This is a genomic window from Dechloromonas sp. ARDL1 (genome assembly GCF_051122455.1).
Lineage (GTDB): Bacteria > Pseudomonadota > Gammaproteobacteria > Burkholderiales > Rhodocyclaceae > Azonexus.
Window position 1 is genome coordinate 1056789 of the sequence record NZ_CP168939.1, and the last position, 19307, is coordinate 1076095.

At 60.4% G+C, this 19307-nt stretch carries 16 protein-coding genes and 1 tRNA gene; 7 read left to right on the plus strand and 10 right to left on the minus strand.

Features of this window, described 5'->3' with window-relative positions; genetic code table 11:
* Positions 1–12: 12 nt before the first annotated feature.
* The 3 genes from clpX to tig all read right to left on the minus strand — a co-directional run bounded on the left by clpX (position 13) and on the right by tig (position 3290).
* Positions 13–1275: an ATP-dependent Clp protease ATP-binding subunit ClpX gene (clpX, locus tag AB6Q56_RS05195; protein ID WP_434516055.1), complete on the minus strand. Its 1263-nt coding sequence runs from the start codon at positions 1273–1275 to the stop codon at positions 13–15.
* A gap of 13 nt (positions 1276–1288) precedes the next feature.
* Positions 1289–1918 carry an ATP-dependent Clp endopeptidase proteolytic subunit ClpP gene (clpP, locus tag AB6Q56_RS05200; RefSeq protein WP_434516056.1) on the minus strand — a complete coding sequence of 210 codons (630 nt, stop codon included), beginning with the start codon at positions 1916–1918 and terminating at the stop codon, positions 1289–1291.
* A 67-nt stretch (positions 1919–1985) separates the two neighbouring features.
* Positions 1986–3290, minus strand: a complete 1305-nt coding sequence (tig, locus tag AB6Q56_RS05205; protein WP_434516057.1) for a trigger factor — start codon at positions 3288–3290, stop codon at positions 1986–1988.
* Between the two features lie 166 nt (positions 3291–3456).
* On the opposite strand from tig, the gene AB6Q56_RS05210 reads away from it, so the two are divergent.
* Both AB6Q56_RS05210 and AB6Q56_RS05215 read left to right on the plus strand, forming a co-directional pair.
* Positions 3457–3532 (plus strand) — tRNA-His (locus AB6Q56_RS05210).
* Between the two features lie 57 nt (positions 3533–3589).
* Entirely contained in the window at positions 3590–5059 is a 1470-nt protein-coding gene (locus tag AB6Q56_RS05215) for an aminoacyl-histidine dipeptidase (protein WP_434516058.1), read from the plus strand.
* 7 nt (positions 5060–5066) lie between these two features.
* Here AB6Q56_RS05215 and AB6Q56_RS05220 read toward each other — a convergent pair whose 3' ends face one another.
* On the minus strand, positions 5067–5534 hold the full coding sequence (locus tag AB6Q56_RS05220; RefSeq protein WP_434516059.1) for a hypothetical protein: 468 nt from the start codon (positions 5532–5534) through the stop codon (positions 5067–5069).
* A 264-nt stretch (positions 5535–5798) separates the two neighbouring features.
* Here AB6Q56_RS05220 and AB6Q56_RS05225 point away from each other — a divergent pair, with 264 nt between their 5' ends.
* The 5 genes from AB6Q56_RS05225 (at position 5799) to AB6Q56_RS05245 (ending at position 10719) form a co-directional block, all read left to right on the plus strand.
* Complete coding sequence (locus AB6Q56_RS05225) at positions 5799–6182, plus strand: ArsR/SmtB family transcription factor (RefSeq protein WP_434513425.1); 384 nt, start codon at positions 5799–5801, stop codon at positions 6180–6182.
* Positions 6179–7321, plus strand: coding sequence for a tetrahydromethanopterin S-methyltransferase subunit A (locus AB6Q56_RS05230; RefSeq protein ID WP_434513426.1), 1143 nt, complete (start codon positions 6179–6181; stop codon positions 7319–7321). Before AB6Q56_RS05225 ends, AB6Q56_RS05230 begins: the two co-directional genes overlap by 4 nt.
* An 11-nt stretch (positions 7322–7332) precedes the next feature.
* On the plus strand, positions 7333–7725 hold the full coding sequence (locus AB6Q56_RS05235; protein ID WP_434513427.1) for a thioredoxin family protein: 393 nt from the start codon (positions 7333–7335) through the stop codon (positions 7723–7725).
* Positions 7726–7728: 3 nt separating this feature from the next.
* On the plus strand, positions 7729–8433 hold the full coding sequence (locus AB6Q56_RS05240; protein WP_434513428.1) for a cytochrome c biogenesis CcdA family protein: 705 nt from the start codon (positions 7729–7731) through the stop codon (positions 8431–8433).
* A gap of 384 nt (positions 8434–8817) precedes the next feature.
* Positions 8818–10719, plus strand: coding sequence for an ATP-binding cassette domain-containing protein (locus tag AB6Q56_RS05245; RefSeq protein ID WP_434513429.1), 1902 nt, complete (start codon positions 8818–8820; stop codon positions 10717–10719).
* Between the two features lie 95 nt (positions 10720–10814).
* Here AB6Q56_RS05245 and AB6Q56_RS05250 read toward each other — a convergent pair whose 3' ends face one another.
* From AB6Q56_RS05250 to AB6Q56_RS05275, 6 genes are read right to left on the minus strand one after another with little or no spacing between them, the layout of a single operon-like run.
* Positions 10815–12980 (minus strand): ATP-dependent DNA helicase, encoded by a 2166-nt coding sequence (locus AB6Q56_RS05250; RefSeq protein WP_434513430.1) that lies wholly within the window; start codon positions 12978–12980, stop codon positions 10815–10817.
* Entirely contained in the window at positions 12977–13468 is a 492-nt protein-coding gene (locus AB6Q56_RS05255) for a hypothetical protein (RefSeq protein WP_434513431.1), read from the minus strand. The genes AB6Q56_RS05250 and AB6Q56_RS05255 overlap by 4 nt, the downstream gene beginning before the upstream one ends.
* Complete coding sequence (locus AB6Q56_RS05260) at positions 13468–13977, minus strand: hypothetical protein (RefSeq protein WP_434516060.1); 510 nt, start codon at positions 13975–13977, stop codon at positions 13468–13470. Before AB6Q56_RS05260 ends, AB6Q56_RS05255 begins: the two co-directional genes overlap by 1 nt.
* Complete coding sequence (locus AB6Q56_RS05265; RefSeq protein WP_434513433.1) at positions 13974–16118, minus strand: hypothetical protein; 2145 nt, start codon at positions 16116–16118, stop codon at positions 13974–13976. Before AB6Q56_RS05265 ends, AB6Q56_RS05260 begins: the two co-directional genes overlap by 4 nt.
* Positions 16115–18181 (minus strand): hypothetical protein, encoded by a 2067-nt coding sequence (locus AB6Q56_RS05270; RefSeq protein WP_434513434.1) that lies wholly within the window; start codon positions 18179–18181, stop codon positions 16115–16117. The genes AB6Q56_RS05265 and AB6Q56_RS05270 overlap by 4 nt, the downstream gene beginning before the upstream one ends.
* On the minus strand, positions 18178–19278 hold the full coding sequence (locus tag AB6Q56_RS05275; RefSeq protein WP_434513435.1) for a hypothetical protein: 1101 nt from the start codon (positions 19276–19278) through the stop codon (positions 18178–18180). The genes AB6Q56_RS05270 and AB6Q56_RS05275 overlap by 4 nt, the downstream gene beginning before the upstream one ends.
* Positions 19279–19307 lie beyond the last annotated feature (29 nt).

The following is a 19307-nucleotide window of genomic DNA, read 5'->3' on the forward strand; positions in this document are numbered from 1 at the left end:
AGAGCCCCCGGCTCAGTTCGAGCCGGAAACCTTGGGCTGGTCGGCGTAAATGAGCAGGGGCGGCGTCTCGCCGTTGATCATGTTTTCGTCGATGACGACCTTTTCGACATTTTCCATACCGGGGAGTTCGTACATCGTGTCGAGCAGGGCGTGTTCGATGATCGAACGCAGGCCGCGTGCGCCAGTCTTGCGTTCCAGGGCTTTCTTGGCGATAGCGGACAAGGCGGCCGGACGAATTTCCAGTTCGACATCTTCCATCGAAAACAGCTTCTGGTACTGCTTGACCAGCGCATTCTTCGGCTCGGTCAGGATTTGGACGAGAGCAGATTCTTCCAGCTCCTGCAACGTGGCGACGACGGGCAGGCGGCCAATCAGTTCCGGGATCAGGCCGAACTTGATCAGGTCTTCCGGCTCGGCGTCGAGCAGAATCTTGCCGACCGCCTTGCCATCGTCCTTGCTCTTCACTTCGGCGCCAAAACCGATACCGCCGCGTTCCGAGCGATTCTGTATGACCTTCTCCAGGCCGGCGAAGGCGCCGCCGCAGATGAACAGGATGTTGGTGGTGTCGACCTGGACGAAGTCCTGGTTCGGGTGCTTGCGACCACCCTGCGGCGGGATCGAGGCGGTGGTGCCTTCGATCAGCTTGAGCAGGGCCTGCTGCACGCCTTCACCCGACACATCGCGGGTGATCGAGGGGTTGTCCGACTTGCGCGAGATCTTGTCGATTTCGTCGATGTAGACGATGCCCTGCTGCGCTTTTTCGACATCGTAGTCGCATTTTTGCAGCAGCTTCTGGATGATGTTCTCGACGTCCTCGCCGACGTAGCCGGCTTCGGTCAGCGTGGTGGCATCGGCCATCACGAAGGGGACGTTAAGCAGGCGGGCGAGGGTTTGGGCGAGCAGGGTCTTGCCCGAGCCGGTCGGGCCGATGAGCAGGATGTTGCTCTTCGACAACTCGACATCGCCGGCATTCTTGGCGGTATGGCGCAGGCGCTTGTAATGGTTGTAGACCGCCACCGACAGGATGCGCTTGGCGACCTCCTGGCCGATCACGTACTGATCGAGAATCGAGCTGATCTCGCGCGGTGTCGGCAAGTCGGAACGACCGGCCTTGGCAGCTTCTTCCGGCAGCTCGTCGCGAATGATGTCGTTGCAGAGTGCGATGCACTCGTCACAGATGAACACCGACGGACCGGCGATCAGCTTCTTGACCTCGTGCTGGCTCTTGCCGCAGAAGGAGCAGTAGAGGAGTTTTTCCTGGCTGCCTTTGGTCATCTGTCGTTCTCCGTTAGGCCGCGTCGCGGCGGGTGAGCACCTTGTCGATCAGGCCGTATTCGGCTGCCTCGGCGGCCGACATGAAATTGTCGCGGTCGGTGTCCTTTTCCAGGCGTTCCAGCGGTTGACCGGTATGTTCGGCCATGATGCGGTTCAGCTTGTCCTTGATGGAGAGGATTTCCTTGGCGTGGATGGCGATATCCGAGGCTTGGCCCTGGAAACCACCCAGCGGCTGGTGGATCATCACGCGCGAGTTGGGCAGGGCGAAACGCTTGCCCTTGGCGCCGGCACACAACAGGAAGGCACCCATCGACGCAGCCTGGCCGATGCACAGCGTCGACACATCCGGCTTGATGAACTGCATGGTGTCGTAGATCGACATCCCGGCCGTCACCGAGCCGCCTGGCGAGTTGATGTAGAAATAGATGTCCTTGTCCGGATTTTCCGCTTCAAGGAACAGCAACTGGGCAACAACCAGATTGGCGCTGGCGTCGTTCACAGGGCCGACAAGAAAGATCACACGCTCCTTCAACAGGCGCGAATAGATGTCGTACGCGCGTTCACCGCGTCCGCTCTGTTCCACCACCATCGGGACGAGGCCCAAAGCCTGCGGATCCCAGTTGCCTGCGTTGTCGATATTCATGTCAGCCCTTGTGTGTTGCTTGTTGGTTACGTTCAAGACCGTTGTCGTTTTGGCGACAAGGCCGAGATTACTGCTTTTGGCCCATCAATTCATCAAAAACGGCAGCCTTGTCGGAAACCTTGGCCTTGCTCAGCACCCAGGCGACCACGTTGTTCTCGATGGCTACGCCTTCGACTTCCTGCAGACGTTGCGGTTGAGCGTAGTACCAGCGGATGACTTCTTCCGGCTGCTCGTAGGAGGCAGCGGTTTCCTCGACCATCGCACGAACCTGTTCCGGCGTTGCCTGAAGCTTTTCCGTTTTCACGACTTCGGCGAGGATCAGGCCGAGGGTGACGCGGCGCTTGGCTTGGTCGGCGAACCATTCCGGCTGGATCGGCAGATCCTTGACCTTCATGCCGCGCTGCTCCATGTCCTGGCGTGCGGCCTGCATCAGGCGCTGGACTTCCATGTCGACGAGGGCGACCGGGACAGTGATCGGGTTGGTGGCGAGCAGGGCTTCCATGACCTGATCTTTAACCTTGCCTTCGATACGGCGCTTCACTTCACGCTTCAGGTTGGCTTCGATCTCAGCGCGCATCTTGGCGACGTCGCCGTCGGCGATGCCCATGCCCTTGGCGAATTCGGCATCAACTTCCGGGAGCTTCGGGGCCTGAATCTGCTTGACAGTGATCTCGAACTGGACCGTCTGGCCAGCCAGATCCTTGGCGTGGTAGTCGGCCGGGAAGGTCAGGTCGAAAGTCTTGGATTCACCAGCCTTGGCGCCTTCAACGGCGTTTTCAAAATCAGGCAGCATCATGCCCTGGCCGAGAACGAACGGGTAGTCGTTGGCCTGGCCGCCCTGGAACGGTACGCCGTCCTTCTTGCCAAGGAAGTCGATGACGACGCGGTCTTCCTTGGCGGCTGCGCGGTCGGTGTCGGCGTAGGAGACGCGTTGCTTGCGCAGGATGTCCAGGGTCTTGTCGACTTCGGCGTCGCTCACGTCCAGCGTCGGGCGCTCGATTTCGGAGGCGGCGAGGTCACCAATGGCGAACTCCGGGTAGGTTTCGAAAATGGCGGTGAATTCGAGGTGGGTGGTGCTTTCGGTAACCTTCGGCTCGATGCGCGGATAGCCGGCAACGCGGGTCTTCTGGGCAGTGACGGTTTCGCCGAAGACGCGGTCGAGTTCCTCGGACAGCACTTCATGGCGGGCCTGGTCGCCATACTGCTGCTTGACGATATTGAACGGCACCTTGCCCGGACGGAAGCCAGGCATTTTCATGTTCTTGCCCATGCGCTTCAGGCGTTGTTCCATTTCCTTCTCGACATCGGCGATAGCGATGGAGAGGTCGACGCGGCGTTCGAGTTCGTTAGCTTGTGCAGTGGTTGCTTCCATGAGTATTCCTTGTGACTACGGAGCCGAGAAAAAAATTAAGCCAATAATAATATCACGGTCGATCAAATGCCGTGATGCCCGCGCCACTTCAGACAAATGTCGATTTTCTGCAAAAGCCTGTAGACAGAAGCAAATGACCGTCGTAGAATGCGGGCCTTCTTCGACGGCGGCATTAGCTCAGTCGGTAGAGCACTGGATTGTGATTCCAGGTGTCACCGGTTCGATCCCGGTATGTCGCCCCAGATTTAAACCCCCGAAAGTCGAAAGACTCTCGGGGGTTTTCTCTTTGGAGTTTGGCGATGCACTCATCCCTTGCCACACCAACTGTGTTTTCCGGCCTTCAGCCTGTGGCCGTATGGGCACATTTTGCCACGCTATGCCGTATACCACGGGCCTCCAAACACGAGGCGGCAATTCGAAGCGAATTGCTGGCCTGGGCGGATAAGCGCGGCTTGGGAGCCGAGGTCGACGCGGTGGGCAATCTGCTCATTCGCAAGCCGGCGACACAGGGGCGGGAGGATGTGCCTGGCGTGATTCTGCAGGCACACCTTGATATGGTGTGCCAGAAGAACAGCGATAGCGATCACGATTTCCTGCGTGATTCGATCGTTCCTGTTCTGGATGGCGGCTGGTTGCGGGCTGAGAAAACGACCTTGGGCGCCGATAACGGGATCGGCGTCGCGTTGATCCTGGCCCTTCTGGAGAGCGACGACATCGCGCACGGTCCCATCGAAGCCTTGCTGACCGTGGATGAAGAGGCAGGCATGGGCGGGGCGCGCGGCCTGGCATCTGGGGCCTTGCAGGGCAGGCTGATGTTGAATCTGGATACCGAGGAGTGGGGCGAGTTCTATCTCGGCTGCGCCGGCGGGCTGGATGTCAATATCGAGCGCTCCGGCCTGCCGGACGCTGTGCCCGACGGCTATCAAGGCTGGCAACTCGTCCTGCACGGCTTGCATGGCGGGCATTCGGGTGTCGATATCCACGAAGGGCGCGGCAACGCGATCAAGTTGTTGGTGCGTGCGTTGCGCCATCTGGAACGCGATTTTCCCCTGCGCCTGGCGGAACTGAAGGGGGGAACAGCGCGCAATGCCTTGCCGCGTGAGGCCATGGCTTCGTTTGCGCTGCCGGCGGGTATGGGCGATCGCCTGGCTGCCGCAGTGATGGAACTCCAGGTGTTTTTGGGCAATGAATTGCGCGGTGTGGACGAGGGCTTGGTGCTTGCTGTTTCGCCGTGTGCGGTGGATTCGGTGCTTGCATCGGAAGAGCAGGCGGTGTGGCTGGCCAGCCTGCACGCGGCGCCGCACGGCGTGCGTTGCATGAGCCGGCGGGTGCCGGGCGTGGTCGAGACTTCGAACAATCTCGGCATGGTCGATCTGGCGCCGGCCGGCGGTTCGTGCAATTTCATGGTGCGCTCGCTGCTCGATAGCGGCAGCACGGCGTTGGCCGACGAAATCGTCAGCTTGTGGGCGCTCAGCGGCACCGTGGCTGCAACGAATGGCTACTATCCCGGCTGGGCGCCGAACCCGGCGTCAGCCTTGCTGAAAACCTGTCAGGCGGTCTATGCACGCGATTTTGCGGCCGACTCGATGGTTCAGGTAATTCATGCCGGTCTCGAATGCGGCATCATCGGCGCCAAATATCCCGGCCTGGATATCGTTTCCTTCGGGCCGACTATACGTGGGGCTCATGCCCCCGGGGAGCGGGTTGAAGTGGCGTCGGTGGCCAAATGCTGGCAACTGCTGACGGCCATTCTGGCCGAACTGCGTTGAGCGCTGATCAGCGGCGGCGGATGGCCTCGCGACGGGCGAGGCCGAGTTTGCTGGAGCGTTCCATTTTTTGCACGAAGGCCGGGAAGTCGAGGCCGAACTTGGCGCGTAGTTCCTTGGCGTAATTGTGCAGCCAGCGCCAGCGCGGCTCGAAGTAGGTTTCCTTGAAGGCGTAGAGCACGTGGTTGCCGTCGTCGGGCACCGAGATGACGATCACCTGGTCGTCGAAGACGTGCATCGCCTCGCCGATCAGGCCGGCATAGCTGTCCTTCTCACCGGCCAGGTTGATAACCAGTATGCCGTTGCCGGCCAGTTTGGCATGAGCGTTCTCGAAAAACTCGCGGTTGGCCAGGGAGGGCGCGAAGCCGGTCTTGTCGAAGGCATCGACGAGTAGTACGTCGAGACCCTTGTCGGTGGTTTCGAGAAACTCGGCGCCATCGCCGTGAATGATCCGCAGGCGCTCGTTGTCCGGCGGCACCAGAAAGGCCTCCAGTATACGGAGCGGAACACTCGATGAGTATCCCAAAACAGCTTTGCACATGGGACTGTCGCTAATATAGCGTCAATACATTCTACGGAAAATAAAATGCGCAACTTCCGTAGAGCGCCAGGACGGATGACTGCATGCCACTTTGATTTACAGTGAAGGAAGAATCCTCCTGCGGCTTCTCAGGAACGCGACGCTTTCCAACCTGTCTGCCTCACATTATCATTTTCGAAATCATCGAAATGAGGGGCGACCTTGAAAGCGGCTTCCAATATCATCCAGAGTCCGATATGCAACGTCACCTGCTTCGAGCAGGAGAAGGTTGCCCGCATCAAGGCGGAACTGGCCAAGGATGAAGGGGCGCTGCCCCAACTTGCCGAACTCTACAAGTTGCTCGGCAACGCCACCCGCCTCAAGATCCTCCTGGCGCTGGCCCAGGGCGAATTGTGCGTCTGCGACGTAGCCCATGTGCTGGGCCTTACCGTCGCCGCCACGTCGCATCAATTGAAGCTGTTGCGCGACCAGCGCTGGCTTGCCATGCGCAACGACGGCAAGATGGTCTACTACCGTCTGAACAGCCCGGGGCTGCTTGAAGCCCTGAGGGGCGATCTTTGCCTACTTGAGGAGCGTATCGCATGAGCGCCCGGGGACTTGAAGCAGCAGAGGAACAGATACGCCTCGCCATGGCCGCCACCAAGTGCCACCGCTGTGGCTGCTTCCAGGATACCGTGCAGGCGCTGGAGCAATCGCATCCTATTCGAGAGCTATTGCCGGAACTCATCAAGGAGGCCCTGGCTCTCTTCGAGCCGAAGCGCTACGAATGCCTGGGCTGCGAGGTGTGCTGGCCGGCGGTCGCTACCAACGCTACCGCCGAGATCGACCCGGCCATAGCGGAAATGGCCCACTGCGCGACTGCCGACCCGGAGGAGCGCGAGGGCTGGCCGCCGCTGCCCGGTGACTATCGCGTGGTGCGCTATCAGGCGCCGGTCGCCGTCTGCACCCTCAACTCCGACGATCTGATGCCCCGCCTGGCCGGAACCCAAGCGCCTGGCTTGGCCATCGTCGGAAGCCTGCACACCGAGAACCTGGGCATCGAGCACCTGATCCGCAACCTGTTGCCCAATCCCCACATCCGCTTCCTCATCGTCTGCGGCGAAGACACCCAGAAGGCTATAGGCCACCTGCCAGGGCAGTCCCTCGTTGCCCTCATGATGAACGGTCTGGAAGACAGGGGTCGGATAAGCGGCGCCGAGGGGAAACGCCCCGTCATCAAGAATGTCTCCCTTGAGCAGGTCGAAGCGTTCCGCCGGCAAGTACAGGTGATGGACTGCATCGGCATGACAGACCTGGAGGCCATTGCCGGTGAAATTGCCAAGGCGGCTGCCAACGATCCAGGGCCGGCGACAGCAACCTTCGCCCATGGGAACACAATCCCGGTCCAGCAGGCCCAGGAACCTTCGCGCCTGGTGTCGGACCCCGCCGGCTACCTGGTGCTCTATCCGGACAGGCGTCGGAAATGCCTCGTGCTCGAACACTATGCCAATAATGGCACTTTGGACCGGGTGGTCGAGGGAGCCACCCCAACCGCGCTCTACAGCACGTTCATTGCGGAAGGACTCATCAGCCGCCTGGATCATGCTGCCTACCTGGGTAGGGAGCTGGCACGGGCCGAGACCGCGCTTCGGGAAGGGCACGACTACGTGCAGGACCGGGCTCCTGGAGAAATAGAATCCCCCGCACCCGAGGCCAAGTGTGGCTGCTCGGGCGCCTGCCACTGAAAGGAACAAGAATGCGCCGTGCACTCCTCATCATCGCTCTCACCGCCGTTGCCGCGCTCATCTGGGCAAAATGGCCTCAAAGCCACCCCGCCGCGGTCGCTACCGCAGCCGTTAGCGGCCCCCAGGTCGTCCTCTTCAAGGGTGACGACAGTGCAAGCTGCCGGGCGATCCTACGGATTGTGGAAGAGGCAGAGGCGCGTTACGGAGAACGTATTGGCGTCACCAAGGTTGATTGGTCCCCCGAGAATCCCCTGATCCAGGCGTACCAGGTGCGCTTCCTGCCTACCGTGGTGTTCGTGGATAGTACCGGCCGGGAGCGCAAGCGCATTGTGGGCGAGAGCGACGCCGTGCAGGCCGAGCTTCGGCAAGCGCTGGCCCAAGCCGAAACACTGCTGCGCCAGTAGGCGATGGATAGCATTGCCGAGTGGCTGACGCCTTGGCTCCAGAGCGGTTCCCCGCTATTGATTCCCCTCGTGCTACTCGGGGGCTTGGCCACTGCCCTCAATCCATGTTGCCTGCCCATGTACCCAGCCGCCCTCGGCTACCTGGGGCAGGCGGGCTTGCACCCGGAAGGGGGTTCCCGCTCCGGCCGGATCGCCTTCGCTTTCATCGCTGGCATGGCAAGTGCCACGACGGCCATGGGAGCGGTGACAGCCTCGCTCGGTTGGGTCTTCGGGCAGATGCCGGTGACGCTGCGGCTGCTCCTCGCGTCGGTGCCGCTCATCATGGGACTGGACCTTCTCGGTGTGGTCCGGCTGCACCCTACCTTGTACATCCCCTGGCTGTCCCGCGCTTCGACCCTGAAGCAATTCGTCCCTCGGATGGGTCGCGCTTTCATGGTCGGCTTCCTCTTCACCTTGGCAATCGCACCCTGTGCGACGCCCATTCTCATCGGCATACTAAGTGCCGTCGCCATGAACGGCAGCCCCAGTTTTGGGGCGGCGCTGATGTTCCTGTACGGCCTTGGCGCCGGTTTGCCCTTACTCGCCATTGCGCGGGGCGCCCATCTTCTGGGGCAACGGCTGATCTCATCCCGGGCCCGTCGCGTCATGAATGCGATCCTGGGTGGCATGCTGGTTGCCCTGGGCCTCTTCCTCGTTTGGCAAGCCTAGCCGACACCCTGCCCGGAAACGAGCGGTCATAGAACCATGGGGCTCCGCCCCATACCCCGCGCTCGCCGCGTGGCAGGGGGTGGGGTTATTGAAACGAACCCCACCCCTTGCCACAGAGCATGGGGTCGCTACGGCCTGTAAAGGGGCTTTCGCGGCATAAACGGCCCCTCCCCGCAGGGCGGGTCCCCTCCATTTATTCCACGGTCCCCTTGACAGCCCTCCGCTCAGTGCCGGATTTCGTTCAGCAAGGTGGGTAGGGTGATGTGACCTCGACCGATACGGCGTTAGGGCTGGCTGAGTCGGCAGTTATTGGGATGAGGCACAAGATGGCCTGTAAAATCCAGCCCTTCGATGGTTTTGGCAGCGTAGCAGGGATAGACATTTATGCCTCTTATTACTTTGAGCAAACTAGAGTTGGCTTTTGGTCACTGGCCCCTGCTGGATGGTGCGTCTCTGGTCCTGGAGAAGGGGGAACGAATCGGGTTAATTGGCCGTAATGGCACGGGAAAATCTAGCATGCTGCGGATTGTTGCAGGCGAGATTCATGCAGATGCGGGAGATGTTTGGCGCCAGCCCGGTCTACGGCTGGCCTACGTGCCGCAGGAGCCCGTATTCAAGCCCGGCCACACGGTGTTCGAGGCAGTGGCCGAGGGCGTCGGCGATGCTCACCGATTGCTCACCGAATACCACGCCGTGGCCCACCGTGTCGGCCACGCAGCCGAGGCGGCCGATCTCGCACAACTGGATCGACTCAGCCACGAACTGGAAACCGCCGACGCCTGGCGTCTCAACAGCCGGGTGGAGGAGACCCTGGGCCGCCTCGATTTGCCCGCCGACGCACAGGTCGATGCCCTCTCCGGTGGTCAGAAGAAACGCGTGGCGCTGGCCCGGGCCTTGGTTGGCGAGCCGGAACTCCTGCTGCTCGACGAACCTACCAACCACCTCGATTTCGAGGCAATCTCCTGGCTAGAAGAACTGCTCGTCGCCTTCACCGGTGCACTCTTCTTCATCACCCATGACCGCCGCTTCCTCGACAACGTCGCCAACCGCATCATTGAGTTGGATCGCGGTCAGTTACGCGAGTACCAAGGCAACTTCAGCGCCTACCAGCAGAAGAAGGCGGAGCAGCTTGAGGTTGAGGCCATTCACAATCGCAAGTTCGACAAGTTTTGGAAACAGGAAGAAGTCTGGATCCGCAAGGGCATCGAGGCGCGCCGCACCCGCAACGAGGGGCGCGTGCGGCGTCTTGAGGATCTGCGGCGGCAACGCGCCGCGCGTCTGGAGCGCGTGGGCCAGGTAGGCTTTGCCCTCGATGCCGGTGAGCGCTCTGGCAAACTGGTTGCCGAGTTGGAAGGGGTGAGCCACGGTTTCGGCGGGCGCCACCTCATCAAGGACCTCTCGCTTACCGTCATGCGCGGCGACAAGCTTGGCCTTATCGGCCCGAACGGCTGCGGCAAGACCACGCTTATCCGCCTTATTCTCGGTGACCTCAAGGCCGACTCCGGCCGTATTCACCAAGGCACCCAACTGGAGGTGGCCTACTTCGACCAGTTTCGTAACCAGCTCGACGACGAGAAGAGCCTGATCGACACCATTTCACCGGGCTCAGATTACGTAGAAATTGCCGGTCACCGCCAACACGTTATTAGCTATCTGGAGGGATTCCTGTTCCCGAGCGAGCGTGCAAGGGCTAAGGTTTCCGCCCTGTCTGGAGGCGAGCGCAACCGTTTGCTCCTGGCCCGGCTTTTCGCACGGCCTGCGAATCTACTGGTGCTGGACGAACCCACCAACGACCTCGACATCGATACGCTCGAACTGTTGGAACAGTTGCTACAAGACTACACTGGCACGGTGATCCTCGTATCGCACGACCGTGCCTTTCTGGACAATGTGGCCACGCAGTCCTTGTGCTACGAGGGCGAAGGTCGATGGATCGGGATTGCCGGCGGTTACGCCGACTGGCAGGGGTATCGCGCCCGACATGCCACGCCTGCAAAAGCTAAGGCCGAGAAACCAAAAGAAGCATCAGTGTCGGCCGTGAAAGCGGATAAGCCGAAGACCAAGCTCTCCTACAAGGAAGGCCGTGAACTTGAGGCGATCCCGGAGCGCATCGAAACCTTGGAGCTGGAGCAGGCCAGGCTAAACGAGCGCCTCGCCGACCCCGCCCTCTACCGCGAGACGCCGCAAATTGTGTCAGAGTTGAAGGCTCGGCTCGATGCAATTGAGCTCGAACTTCTGGAATTGCTGGAGCGCTGGGAAGTGCTGGAGAGGATGCGTTCTGCGTAAGAACGATCCAAGTCTGGCGAACTCAGAACAATAATTCAGGAGCGGACCCAATACCCTCCCATTTATTCCACGCCGCTTGACCCCGCCTCCGCTTCTTAGAAAGCAAACCCGGTCGTCCTCTCGGTTCGCCGTGCCACCGCCTCGACAAGCCTCCCCTGATCCTCGACATTGAGCAGGATCAACTCGCGGCCCCGTGTGATGCCCGTGTACAGCCATTCCCGGGTCACCAGCGCACCATCGTCTGCCATCAGAACAACCGTGGCAGCGGCGCTTCCCTGGGCCTTGTGGCAGGTAATAGCGTAGGCCAGATCGACATCTGCCTCCGCTTCCTCCGGCAAGTCACGCGGACTGTTTTCGCCGTCAAAGTGGATCTGGACCCGCTCGCCGGCGATGTCGATTACCGTGCCGAGCAGGCCATTGAAGAGACCATGCCTGTACCTGTTCTGCGTGATGATGATTGGGTCACCCACCGCCACAGTGGCCAGAGGCCCGAGCCGGCGGGTTGGCGTGGCATCATTCCGCCGCTTCATGGCCTCGCTGTGGTTCCATTCGTCAACGGTCTGCCGGCGAGCTGCAATCAGCATGAAGTCGTCCGTGCGCGCCAGCCTGGCCAGGCGTTGGGAGTCGATCAGGAATACCCCCTTGGCTTCCCCATTCCAGGCCGGCAGGACCGGGGCATGGCCGCTCCTGACCTGCCAGGCAACCAGAGGAATCGCGCTGTCTTCCGCCTGGCGCAGCACCTTGGTCAGCGTTGCAACACGCGACCCCTCTGCGACAAGGTCGTGGAATATCTTTCCAAATGCCACAGGGAACAACTGACCGTCGTCGCCGGCAAGCAGGATGCGTACGCCCTTGGGCAGGAGCTTTAGCAGCTGGTAGAAGGTGGGGGTATCCATCATGCCCGCCTCATCGATAACCAGCAGGGTTCTGCTGTTGAACTCCACGTCGGGTCGGCGCCCGTTCTGCGGGTTCTCCTCGTAGGCGGCCTGCTGCTCCAGCATGCCGATCAGCCGCGCCAGCGTATGCGCCAGACGAGGGGCGTCGTGGGTCGAAGCCCCGCGCGAAAGCTGCAGCGCTGCTTTGCCTGCCAAGGCGCCAAACACCACGTTGCCACGTTGCCGCTCCCAAATGTAGGCCAGCACCTTCATCACCGTGGTCTTGCCGACGCCGGCACCGCCTTGCAGCACTCCAAGCGGCAAGCAGATGAGCCGGCGCAACGCGCCGGCCTGCTCGACGGTCAGGCGCAGTTCGCATGCCATCTCGGCATCGCGGATCAATTGGTCGAGCCGCTGTTCGTCAGGGATGGCCAGGCTGGCCGGGGTCGCCTCGATGATCCGGAGCATCCTTGCGACCTCGTCCTCAATCCAAGCGGCACCTGGCGCGCGGACAAGTTTGCCGCTACGCCTGAGATTGCCGATCCCTTCGGCATGGCGAAGGGCCAAGTCGGCATCTACGCCGCGCTTGGCTAGCATCTCGCGCAAGGCTGCTTCGGTGACGGCGCTATCGCCATTGGCCAGCAATTCGCGCCAGACGCTTGCCAGCGCACCCATGAAGCGTGCGGGATGATTGTCGAGATCGGCATCCGGGTGATCTTTGCGCAACAGCAGCTTGCCCACGCGATCCGCCACCTTCCAGGAGGTAAGATGAGCGGCAAGATAGGGGTTGCGCAGTAGTCGCTCGATGGCGTCGATGCCTGCACAGAAGCGCCAGAGCTGGTTGGCGACACGTGGTTCGCGCAGCCCGACCTTCTCCAGCATGACAAGGAAGTCGGCCTCGGCGAGCTTGATCTGGTCGGCCGCCGACTTCTCGGCCATAGAGGAGAACAGTTGCGCGGCAATACGTGCTGCGAGCGCCGGCTTGCCCGGCTCCAGGACCTCGGCGACCTCGGCCATGCGCGCAGGGTCGTCCAGGACCTCGATGAGATCATGACCGTAGCGTCGCATCAAGCGTTCCGCCCTCTGTGGGCCAACGTTGGGGATACGCTGGAGGAAAGGCGCGAGCAGGTCTCCAAGTACCGCCCTGCGCTTCATCACCTTGGTTTCGACCTGGTGGTGGACACGACGATACTTGTCGGTGAAGGTTGCCCATTGCCCCTTAATGGTGAAGGTATCACCCACGACGGGCATCTCACGCCGCCCAAGGTAACGCACGCGCACCTTCTCGCCGACAGGGGTTTCTCCGACGAAGATCGTGCCGTACTCCAGCGTGGAGACCACGCGCGTGACTGTCACTTCGGAGTCGAAGGCAAAGCCGCCGGTCATTGCACGGCTACCCAGATACCGTTTTCGACGGCTTGCAATCGAGCACGCAGCCGACCGATTTCGGCCTTGGATGCCTCCAGTTCGGCCGAAAGTGTGCGGATGCGCTCCAGTAGCTCCTCCTGGGCAGCCACGGCTTCCACCGCCGCCTGGGATGACTCTTGAACACTCTTCGCTTGCCGAATCAAGCGCTCCTTGATCGCCTTGTCCGCATCCGTCTGGTTGACCCGCGACCCGATGGTCAGCACCCCCTGCCCCTCGGCGATGCAGTTGATGAGATCGGTCAGTTCCTTGCGCTCGTAGAGATATTTCTCCTGGGTTTGCTTGAGGCCAATCGCTTCGGCCAAGGCCCGCACATTGACCTTGCCGTCCGGCGTCACCGGCAGGGTCGGCATGGCATCATCTCCTTGCGCGAGGAATTCGGCCTCTCTTTGGTCGAGATATTCCTCAAGGCGAGCCTTGATGCCCGGTATCACGGAAGGGCGTGGCATCAGGATTTTCCTCCCTTGGGGAAAGGCTTCACATTCGACGCACCGGCGAGGCGCAACTGTTCGAGGAGGGCGGCAATCTGCTGTTCGAGTTCCTGCACCTTGGCGAGTGCCTTGTCACGCTCGGCCTCGGCCGCCTGGGTTTCCAGCTCAGCCTTGCAGAGGTTGTCTGCAATCAGGTTGTAGCGCTCCTCCCAGTCCGCCGCCCGCTCCTTGTACTCGCGGCGCACACGTTTCGTCCCTATCGTCTCGGTTTTCCGAAGCTTTTCGAGCCATAGGTTAACCTCTTCAGCGAGTTCTTTCTGCTTCGGGGTGAACAAGGTTGTCAGGCTAATGCCGGCCCGGCGCGCAAACTCGTTCTTGCTTAGTCTGCCTTTGGCATGGGGGTAGATGCCATCGTTGTCTTGGATTTCGGCCACGATGGTTTCCATAGCCGTCCTGACCTTGCGTTCCACCTCGGCGGTTCGTGCCTCGCCGCGCTTGCGCGCCGCCTCCACGTATCGGTTGGTCATACAAGCGCCTCCCGGAAGCTACGAATGTCGTGATGGTTGCTGTACTGGGCAGCGATGTCCCCGAAACGCTGCAGATCCCTGTCCAGGTCGGTAACTGTGCGGGACAGCAAGATCAGATCGTTCTCTGCGAGAGCGCGCCGACCATGGTCGATCAGCACCTCGATGACTTCGAGGACATCCCGCCGGGCGGTTTCGTCCTCCACACGGTTCTCACAGCTGGAATCGCAGGTGCAGGGGCCAGATTTGCGAGCGGCGGGTTTGAGGCAGATCACGCCGGGTGCCGTGATGCGCCAGTAGCGGCCATTGACGGTCATGACGCGCGCCAGTTCGTAGGCGTCTTCGGCATCCCACTCCTTACCCTGGCGGTGCAACTCCTGCTCATACTCGGCGACCATCTTCGTGAGACGAGGCATGGCGCCACCGCCGTGGCCACCGTAGGGTGTGGATCCAGGATTGTGCAAGGAAGCATGGATGTCCTCAATGAGACCCTTGGCCCGCATGATGCGTAGCTCGTTCTCCACCTTGAGTATTTCCGCCTGGATGGCCTTGTCGGCCAGGATGTAATGTAGCGTCATCGCAATGTCCTTATGGCCCAGTAGCTTCTTGAGGATGCGAGGAGAATCGACTGCGGCGATGGCTACGAGCCGGGCGGTAGTCTTGCGAAACCGATGTGCGTGAAGGTTAATGTCACCCGGCCTGTCCGTCAGGCCGACACGCCTGGCTAACTGCATAAGCGCCGCTGTTGAAACAACGAGAGGCTCGTCCACGCCGTTGCCGCTTCGCCCCAGTGACGCCCAGAGGTGGTCGCCCTCGATGACTGTGAAATCCCGTTTTTTCGTCTTCTTTGGCCAGACGGGAGCAATTCGCTCCCACGCTTCGACTAGGCGCCGCTGCTGGCCCAAGGCGAGCACCAGGGCCTCCGGCGCTGGCCAGTCGCGCTCTTCGCCGGCCAGGAGCGGGCTTAACTTGTAGGTTTTGCCTTTCACGTACTGCTTGCAGTTGCGGTTCCAAGAAACGCAGTCACGTGTTAGCGTTTGGACCTCGCTGTCTCGGCCGGCCATGGCCAGCAGGGCGATCCAGAGGTGTGCCGCCTGGAGGGTAACGGACAGGTTATGCACATGCGCCAAGGTACGAGGCGGCCATTCGTAGACATTGCAATTTTTCGCAAATCCGTAGGCATCGCCAATCTTTAGCGGGAAACACGGGGCCGCGAGCGGATCGCCGTTACTGTCGCGCCATACGTTTTGCTCGAAGTAGTTGGCGAGGCGGATCATTGCTCCCGTCGTACTACTTACGACATTTCTCCCGGGCACCTGTTTTCCATGGCGAGCGCTGCCTGCCAAGAGTTCCGGGATGGCTTCTAGCAAGTGAATCAGGTTGGGACCAAGTTCCTCCACGACCCAGAGGACCCGCGGCCCCATTTTTTCGAGGTAATCGTCGGGGATTGGCTGGTACTCAGAGGAATCTTCGAGGGGCACGGGGGTCTCGCGCTCCCCCTTGGGGTTTGTGGTGCGGGTAATATCATTCTTCGGTGGGACGTCATGCCAAAGCCCCATTTCCATCATCATCCGCATCCGGTCGAATTCATTCCGGCGGCTTCTGACCTTTTGAAACTCGATCACGTCCTCCGCAGCCAGGTGGACGAGAAGTCCCGTGGCGGCAGGATTGGCCGCTGCGAGCTTGCGGATGATAGCCCTGGCGAGAATAGGGGGAACATCGGCGTACACCCTGTTCAACACAACCGTGGCGTCGAGCGGGCGACCCTTGCCATGGCGCATCCCACAAGGTGCGAGCCTCAAAAGCAGCGCATAGCGAGTAAGCTGAAGGGTGCCCTCATCAAGGAGAATATCGAGCTCTGCCGACGACTCGATGTCCTCTGGAATAAAGGCGTTGATCCGGTCGCGTAGACGGACTCGCTTTGCGTGATCCGCCAGACGGCGATCTCCAATCATTGCCTCGGATGTTTCCCAAACACCACAAACCTCGCCGTGCCCCAGAAGGGCTTGGCAGCGTGCGGCATCTTCGCGGGACAGGTGTTGCAGTGACTCTTCGGGAAACAGCAAGGATACTTGCATCCGTCCACTGTCAAATCCGGAAGCTGCTGGGGCTGGAGGCATGACGGGAAGGGTTTCTTCGCTCATACAATCCTCTTTTCTGCGTGCGGCCGTAGACCGGGCACGCGATGTTGTCCGTTTTCGATAGCTGTCGCCCAACGTGTGCGCGCCTTCTCTACCGCCTCTGGCGGGAACAGCCGCAAAACGAGGAGAGCGTTGGCCAACTCGTCGGCAGGCACGCCTTGGAAGGCCGTGATCGGAACGGCAGACTGGTATGCGAGCAGTTCCTCGACACGCCGGGACACGAAGTCCAGCGCCTCCGGAAGAATCACGGCGTTGGGCTTGCACAGCAGGCAGCGCTCACCTGGGCAAACCGGCACGAGGGAGGTGCCTTGAATCTCTGCGGGTGGGTGGCGAGGATCCTTGCAGCCAATACCTGGCCATGCACGCGGCAGCGAGCGGTACTCAGCCAGACGCCGATCCATTTCTGGCGTTACAGTGCCATAGCGGAGTTGGTGGGCGAGGATCGTCAGGTCAAGGCGGCCATCGCCTAATTGGGCGAAGAGGAGATTGAGGAACATCAGGATCGCGGCATCGCGTTCCTCGTTCAGTATGTTCTGATTGAGATAGTCGTCAGTTGTCTTCAGCCAAGCGTGGTTGAGAGCTGCCATGACGTCAAGGATGTTGCCCCCACTGATCCGCCAAACGTAGAGGGCGAACATGTTGCGGAAGTCCTTCGGCCTGACATGGGGAATCGCCACCTTCCCATTGGCATCGCGGATTCGGTTAAGGCGATTCAGGAAGGCAGTGAGGAACGGTCGTTGCGTACCATCTATTGTGTAACTTGACTGCCCATGAATCAGCCAATTGATCTCCCCGTAATGATCAACGTAGAGCCAGACGCTGCGACAGCCTTCCTCAAGGGTCTGAATAGCAATCAGTTGTTGCGTCAGAACTTCGGCACCAGCCCCTTCCTGCAGCATCCGCTCGTACGTGGCACGCTCTGCTGCTAACCTATTCTGAAGTTGAGCGCGCAGAGGTGCGTTGCGGTCCAGTAGCGTCTTAATGATGTAGCCGGGACCGTAGCGAGTTTTCCAGAGGCCATCTACTACTTGCTCCTTTCCACCGGCACGGGCCTTCGACCCGATCAGCAAGTAGCGAGCGGGGTCCCATTCGTTGTCGCGGAGGAAATCCGTAAGCGCGTCCAGGGAGAATAGCGTGGCTAGGTTCCATCCGGTATTCACCAGGCATTGGTGGAAGGCCGCGTCAACTTCCCAGCGGCTCGGAAACTGAACAGCGCGCATCGTGACGAGGCTGAGCCCAGTCTGGGCAGTGAAGTATTTGTCGTCGAGCCCGTTCCGCAATTCGACAGGTGTGGGAAGTACCTTGCCAGTGCGTCGCTGTGCGTCCTGTAACCAACGCCAATGCTTCAGGAAATCTTCCTCCTCGGTGGTGGTCGGGCAGAGACTGTCAGCCATGACTCGGTCCATGACCGCCCATTGCTTGAGGACGGCGTACCACTCCTGCTTCAGGGCAATGCGCAGGTCGGTACACTGATCCTCAGGCGGTAGAGGCAGTTGGGGGGCGGCTTTCTTGCGCACTACCCAGTTATGGATCTGCCGCTCATTGATAGACTTCAGGGTCAGGTTCACCCAATACCTAAAAGCAGTAAGCTTGTTTGGCTGTAGCGCGCGTGCCCCATGTTTTTCGCCAGAGGCGTACAAGAAATGTACCCGCGTAAGCTGACGTACATCCTCCACCCGATCCATCGGCTGCCCGGCCAGTGCAGCGTCCCTTTCGACGGTGTCGAGCACACGCCACCATTCGCGCAAGCTGATCAATGCCTCCTTGGCGGTACGGCTCGCCTTGCCTTGAAGGTTCGTACGTATGGCGGGAGCGAGTTGATGGATCAACTGTGGGCGACCCGAGAAAGCGCCATGCCAGGTTCCGCCTCCATTTCCTCTTGGCTCATTCTGACCCAGCGCGAAAATGGCCAGATCAACGAAGGTGTTCTCCTTCGGATGAAGCGTCCAGAATTTGAGCGGGTCTTGATGATCGGGTAATTCAGCCCCGGACGAGACAAGCGTCAGCCGACCGGGCTCCTCCATATGTTCGGCAAGATGGTCCTTGTTGACGTCTCTCAGGCTCAATCCGAGTCATCCTCATCGTCAGCGATGCTCTGCAGATACTTGTCATGTACGTTGTGAGCAATTCCAAGTCGATCAAACACCCACTGAAGGTAAATCATTGAGGTTTCCCAGCTGACATGGCGCAGCTGCGACTTGATTTCTATCTGAATGACAGACATCACACTGGCATGAACAGACTGCCGGACCGTATCCTCCAGCCCCCTGCCGACAGCGGCGAGCCAGGCTTCCCGCTGCTGTTCCATCCTCTTCCACAAGGTCTGGCACGCCCACCAGTGCCGTCCCTTGTGGGGCGACCAGCCTTTCGGGCAGCCAGGGGTACGCCGCCACTCATCGTAAAACTGGCTTGTTGTGTACTTACGGCCGGTCTTGGGGTTGAGAAAGAGCTGGACAGCCTCGTCACGAATCTGCTGCTGCGCAGCAAGGGTTCTCCCCTTCTTGATCGCCTTGGCGAGTACCTTCGGGCGGATTTTTTCGCGGTACTCGTGCAGCTTCAATGCGAGCGGCATTGGTATCCTGAAGGGCTTCTCTGGCCCGATCTTGTCGCCGTGGTCCGTTCCGTACTGGGGACCCTTGGCGCCGAACCGGACGTCAAGAAGCACCATCTGTTGTTCCAGAGGAACATCACGGCTGGCGACCCTCCACTCCGAAGGCTCCCAGGGAAGCGTGTCGATTCTCAGGCCGCATATCTCCGCCTCGCGCAGGGCCGTATCCAGTACCGTCTCGGCCATCAAGCCCACGGTCGAGCCAACTTCTGGTTTGGAATAGGCTGAATGGAGCCATCTGCCGATGTCCTGCTCTGAAGGAAATGCGAGACGAGTCTTCTTCACCTGCACCTTACCTTGGCGCGTCTCGTATTGGTCACGTTTTGGGGGAGCGCCAAAGCGCCCACCATTTGGAGGAAGCTTGCGGATTTCGGTAGGAATTACAAATGGACCTCGCAACTTTTTGTCGGCGAGCCAAGTACAGTATTGGGTCCCGATGCCAACCCTGAAGTTGATCGTAGAGGCCTCCAAGCCCTTCCCAGTGGCAGACCAACTCCCCTTCAGCATTTCGTGCTGGTAGCGTCCGAGGAGGTCCTGGACGTACTCGGCAGTCAAGAAGTCCACTCCTCGGATCTCCCCCCATT

Coding starts and splice junctions, on each gene's coding strand:
- AB6Q56_RS05240 (WP_434513428.1), top strand. CDS start 7,729: ATGGATAGCATTGCCGAGTGGCTGACGCCTTGGCTCCAGAGCGGTTCC.
- AB6Q56_RS05245 (WP_434513429.1), top strand. CDS start 8,818: ATGCCTCTTATTACTTTGAGCAAACTAGAGTTGGCTTTTGGTCACTGG.
- clpX (WP_434516055.1), bottom strand. CDS start 1,275: ATGACCAAAGGCAGCCAGGAAAAACTCCTCTACTGCTCCTTCTGCGGC.
- AB6Q56_RS05230 (WP_434513426.1), top strand. CDS start 6,179: ATGAGCGCCCGGGGACTTGAAGCAGCAGAGGAACAGATACGCCTCGCC.
- tig (WP_434516057.1), bottom strand. CDS start 3,290: ATGGAAGCAACCACTGCACAAGCTAACGAACTCGAACGCCGCGTCGAC.
- clpP (WP_434516056.1), bottom strand. CDS start 1,918: ATGAATATCGACAACGCAGGCAACTGGGATCCGCAGGCTTTGGGCCTC.
- AB6Q56_RS05250 (WP_434513430.1), bottom strand. CDS start 12,980: ATGACCGGCGGCTTTGCCTTCGACTCCGAAGTGACAGTCACGCGCGTG.
- AB6Q56_RS05255 (WP_434513431.1), bottom strand. CDS start 13,468: ATGCCACGCCCTTCCGTGATACCGGGCATCAAGGCTCGCCTTGAGGAA.
- AB6Q56_RS05215 (WP_434516058.1), top strand. CDS start 3,590: ATGCACTCATCCCTTGCCACACCAACTGTGTTTTCCGGCCTTCAGCCT.
- AB6Q56_RS05235 (WP_434513427.1), top strand. CDS start 7,333: ATGCGCCGTGCACTCCTCATCATCGCTCTCACCGCCGTTGCCGCGCTC.
- AB6Q56_RS05260 (WP_434516060.1), bottom strand. CDS start 13,977: ATGACCAACCGATACGTGGAGGCGGCGCGCAAGCGCGGCGAGGCACGA.
- AB6Q56_RS05265 (WP_434513433.1), bottom strand. CDS start 16,118: ATGAGCGAAGAAACCCTTCCCGTCATGCCTCCAGCCCCAGCAGCTTCC.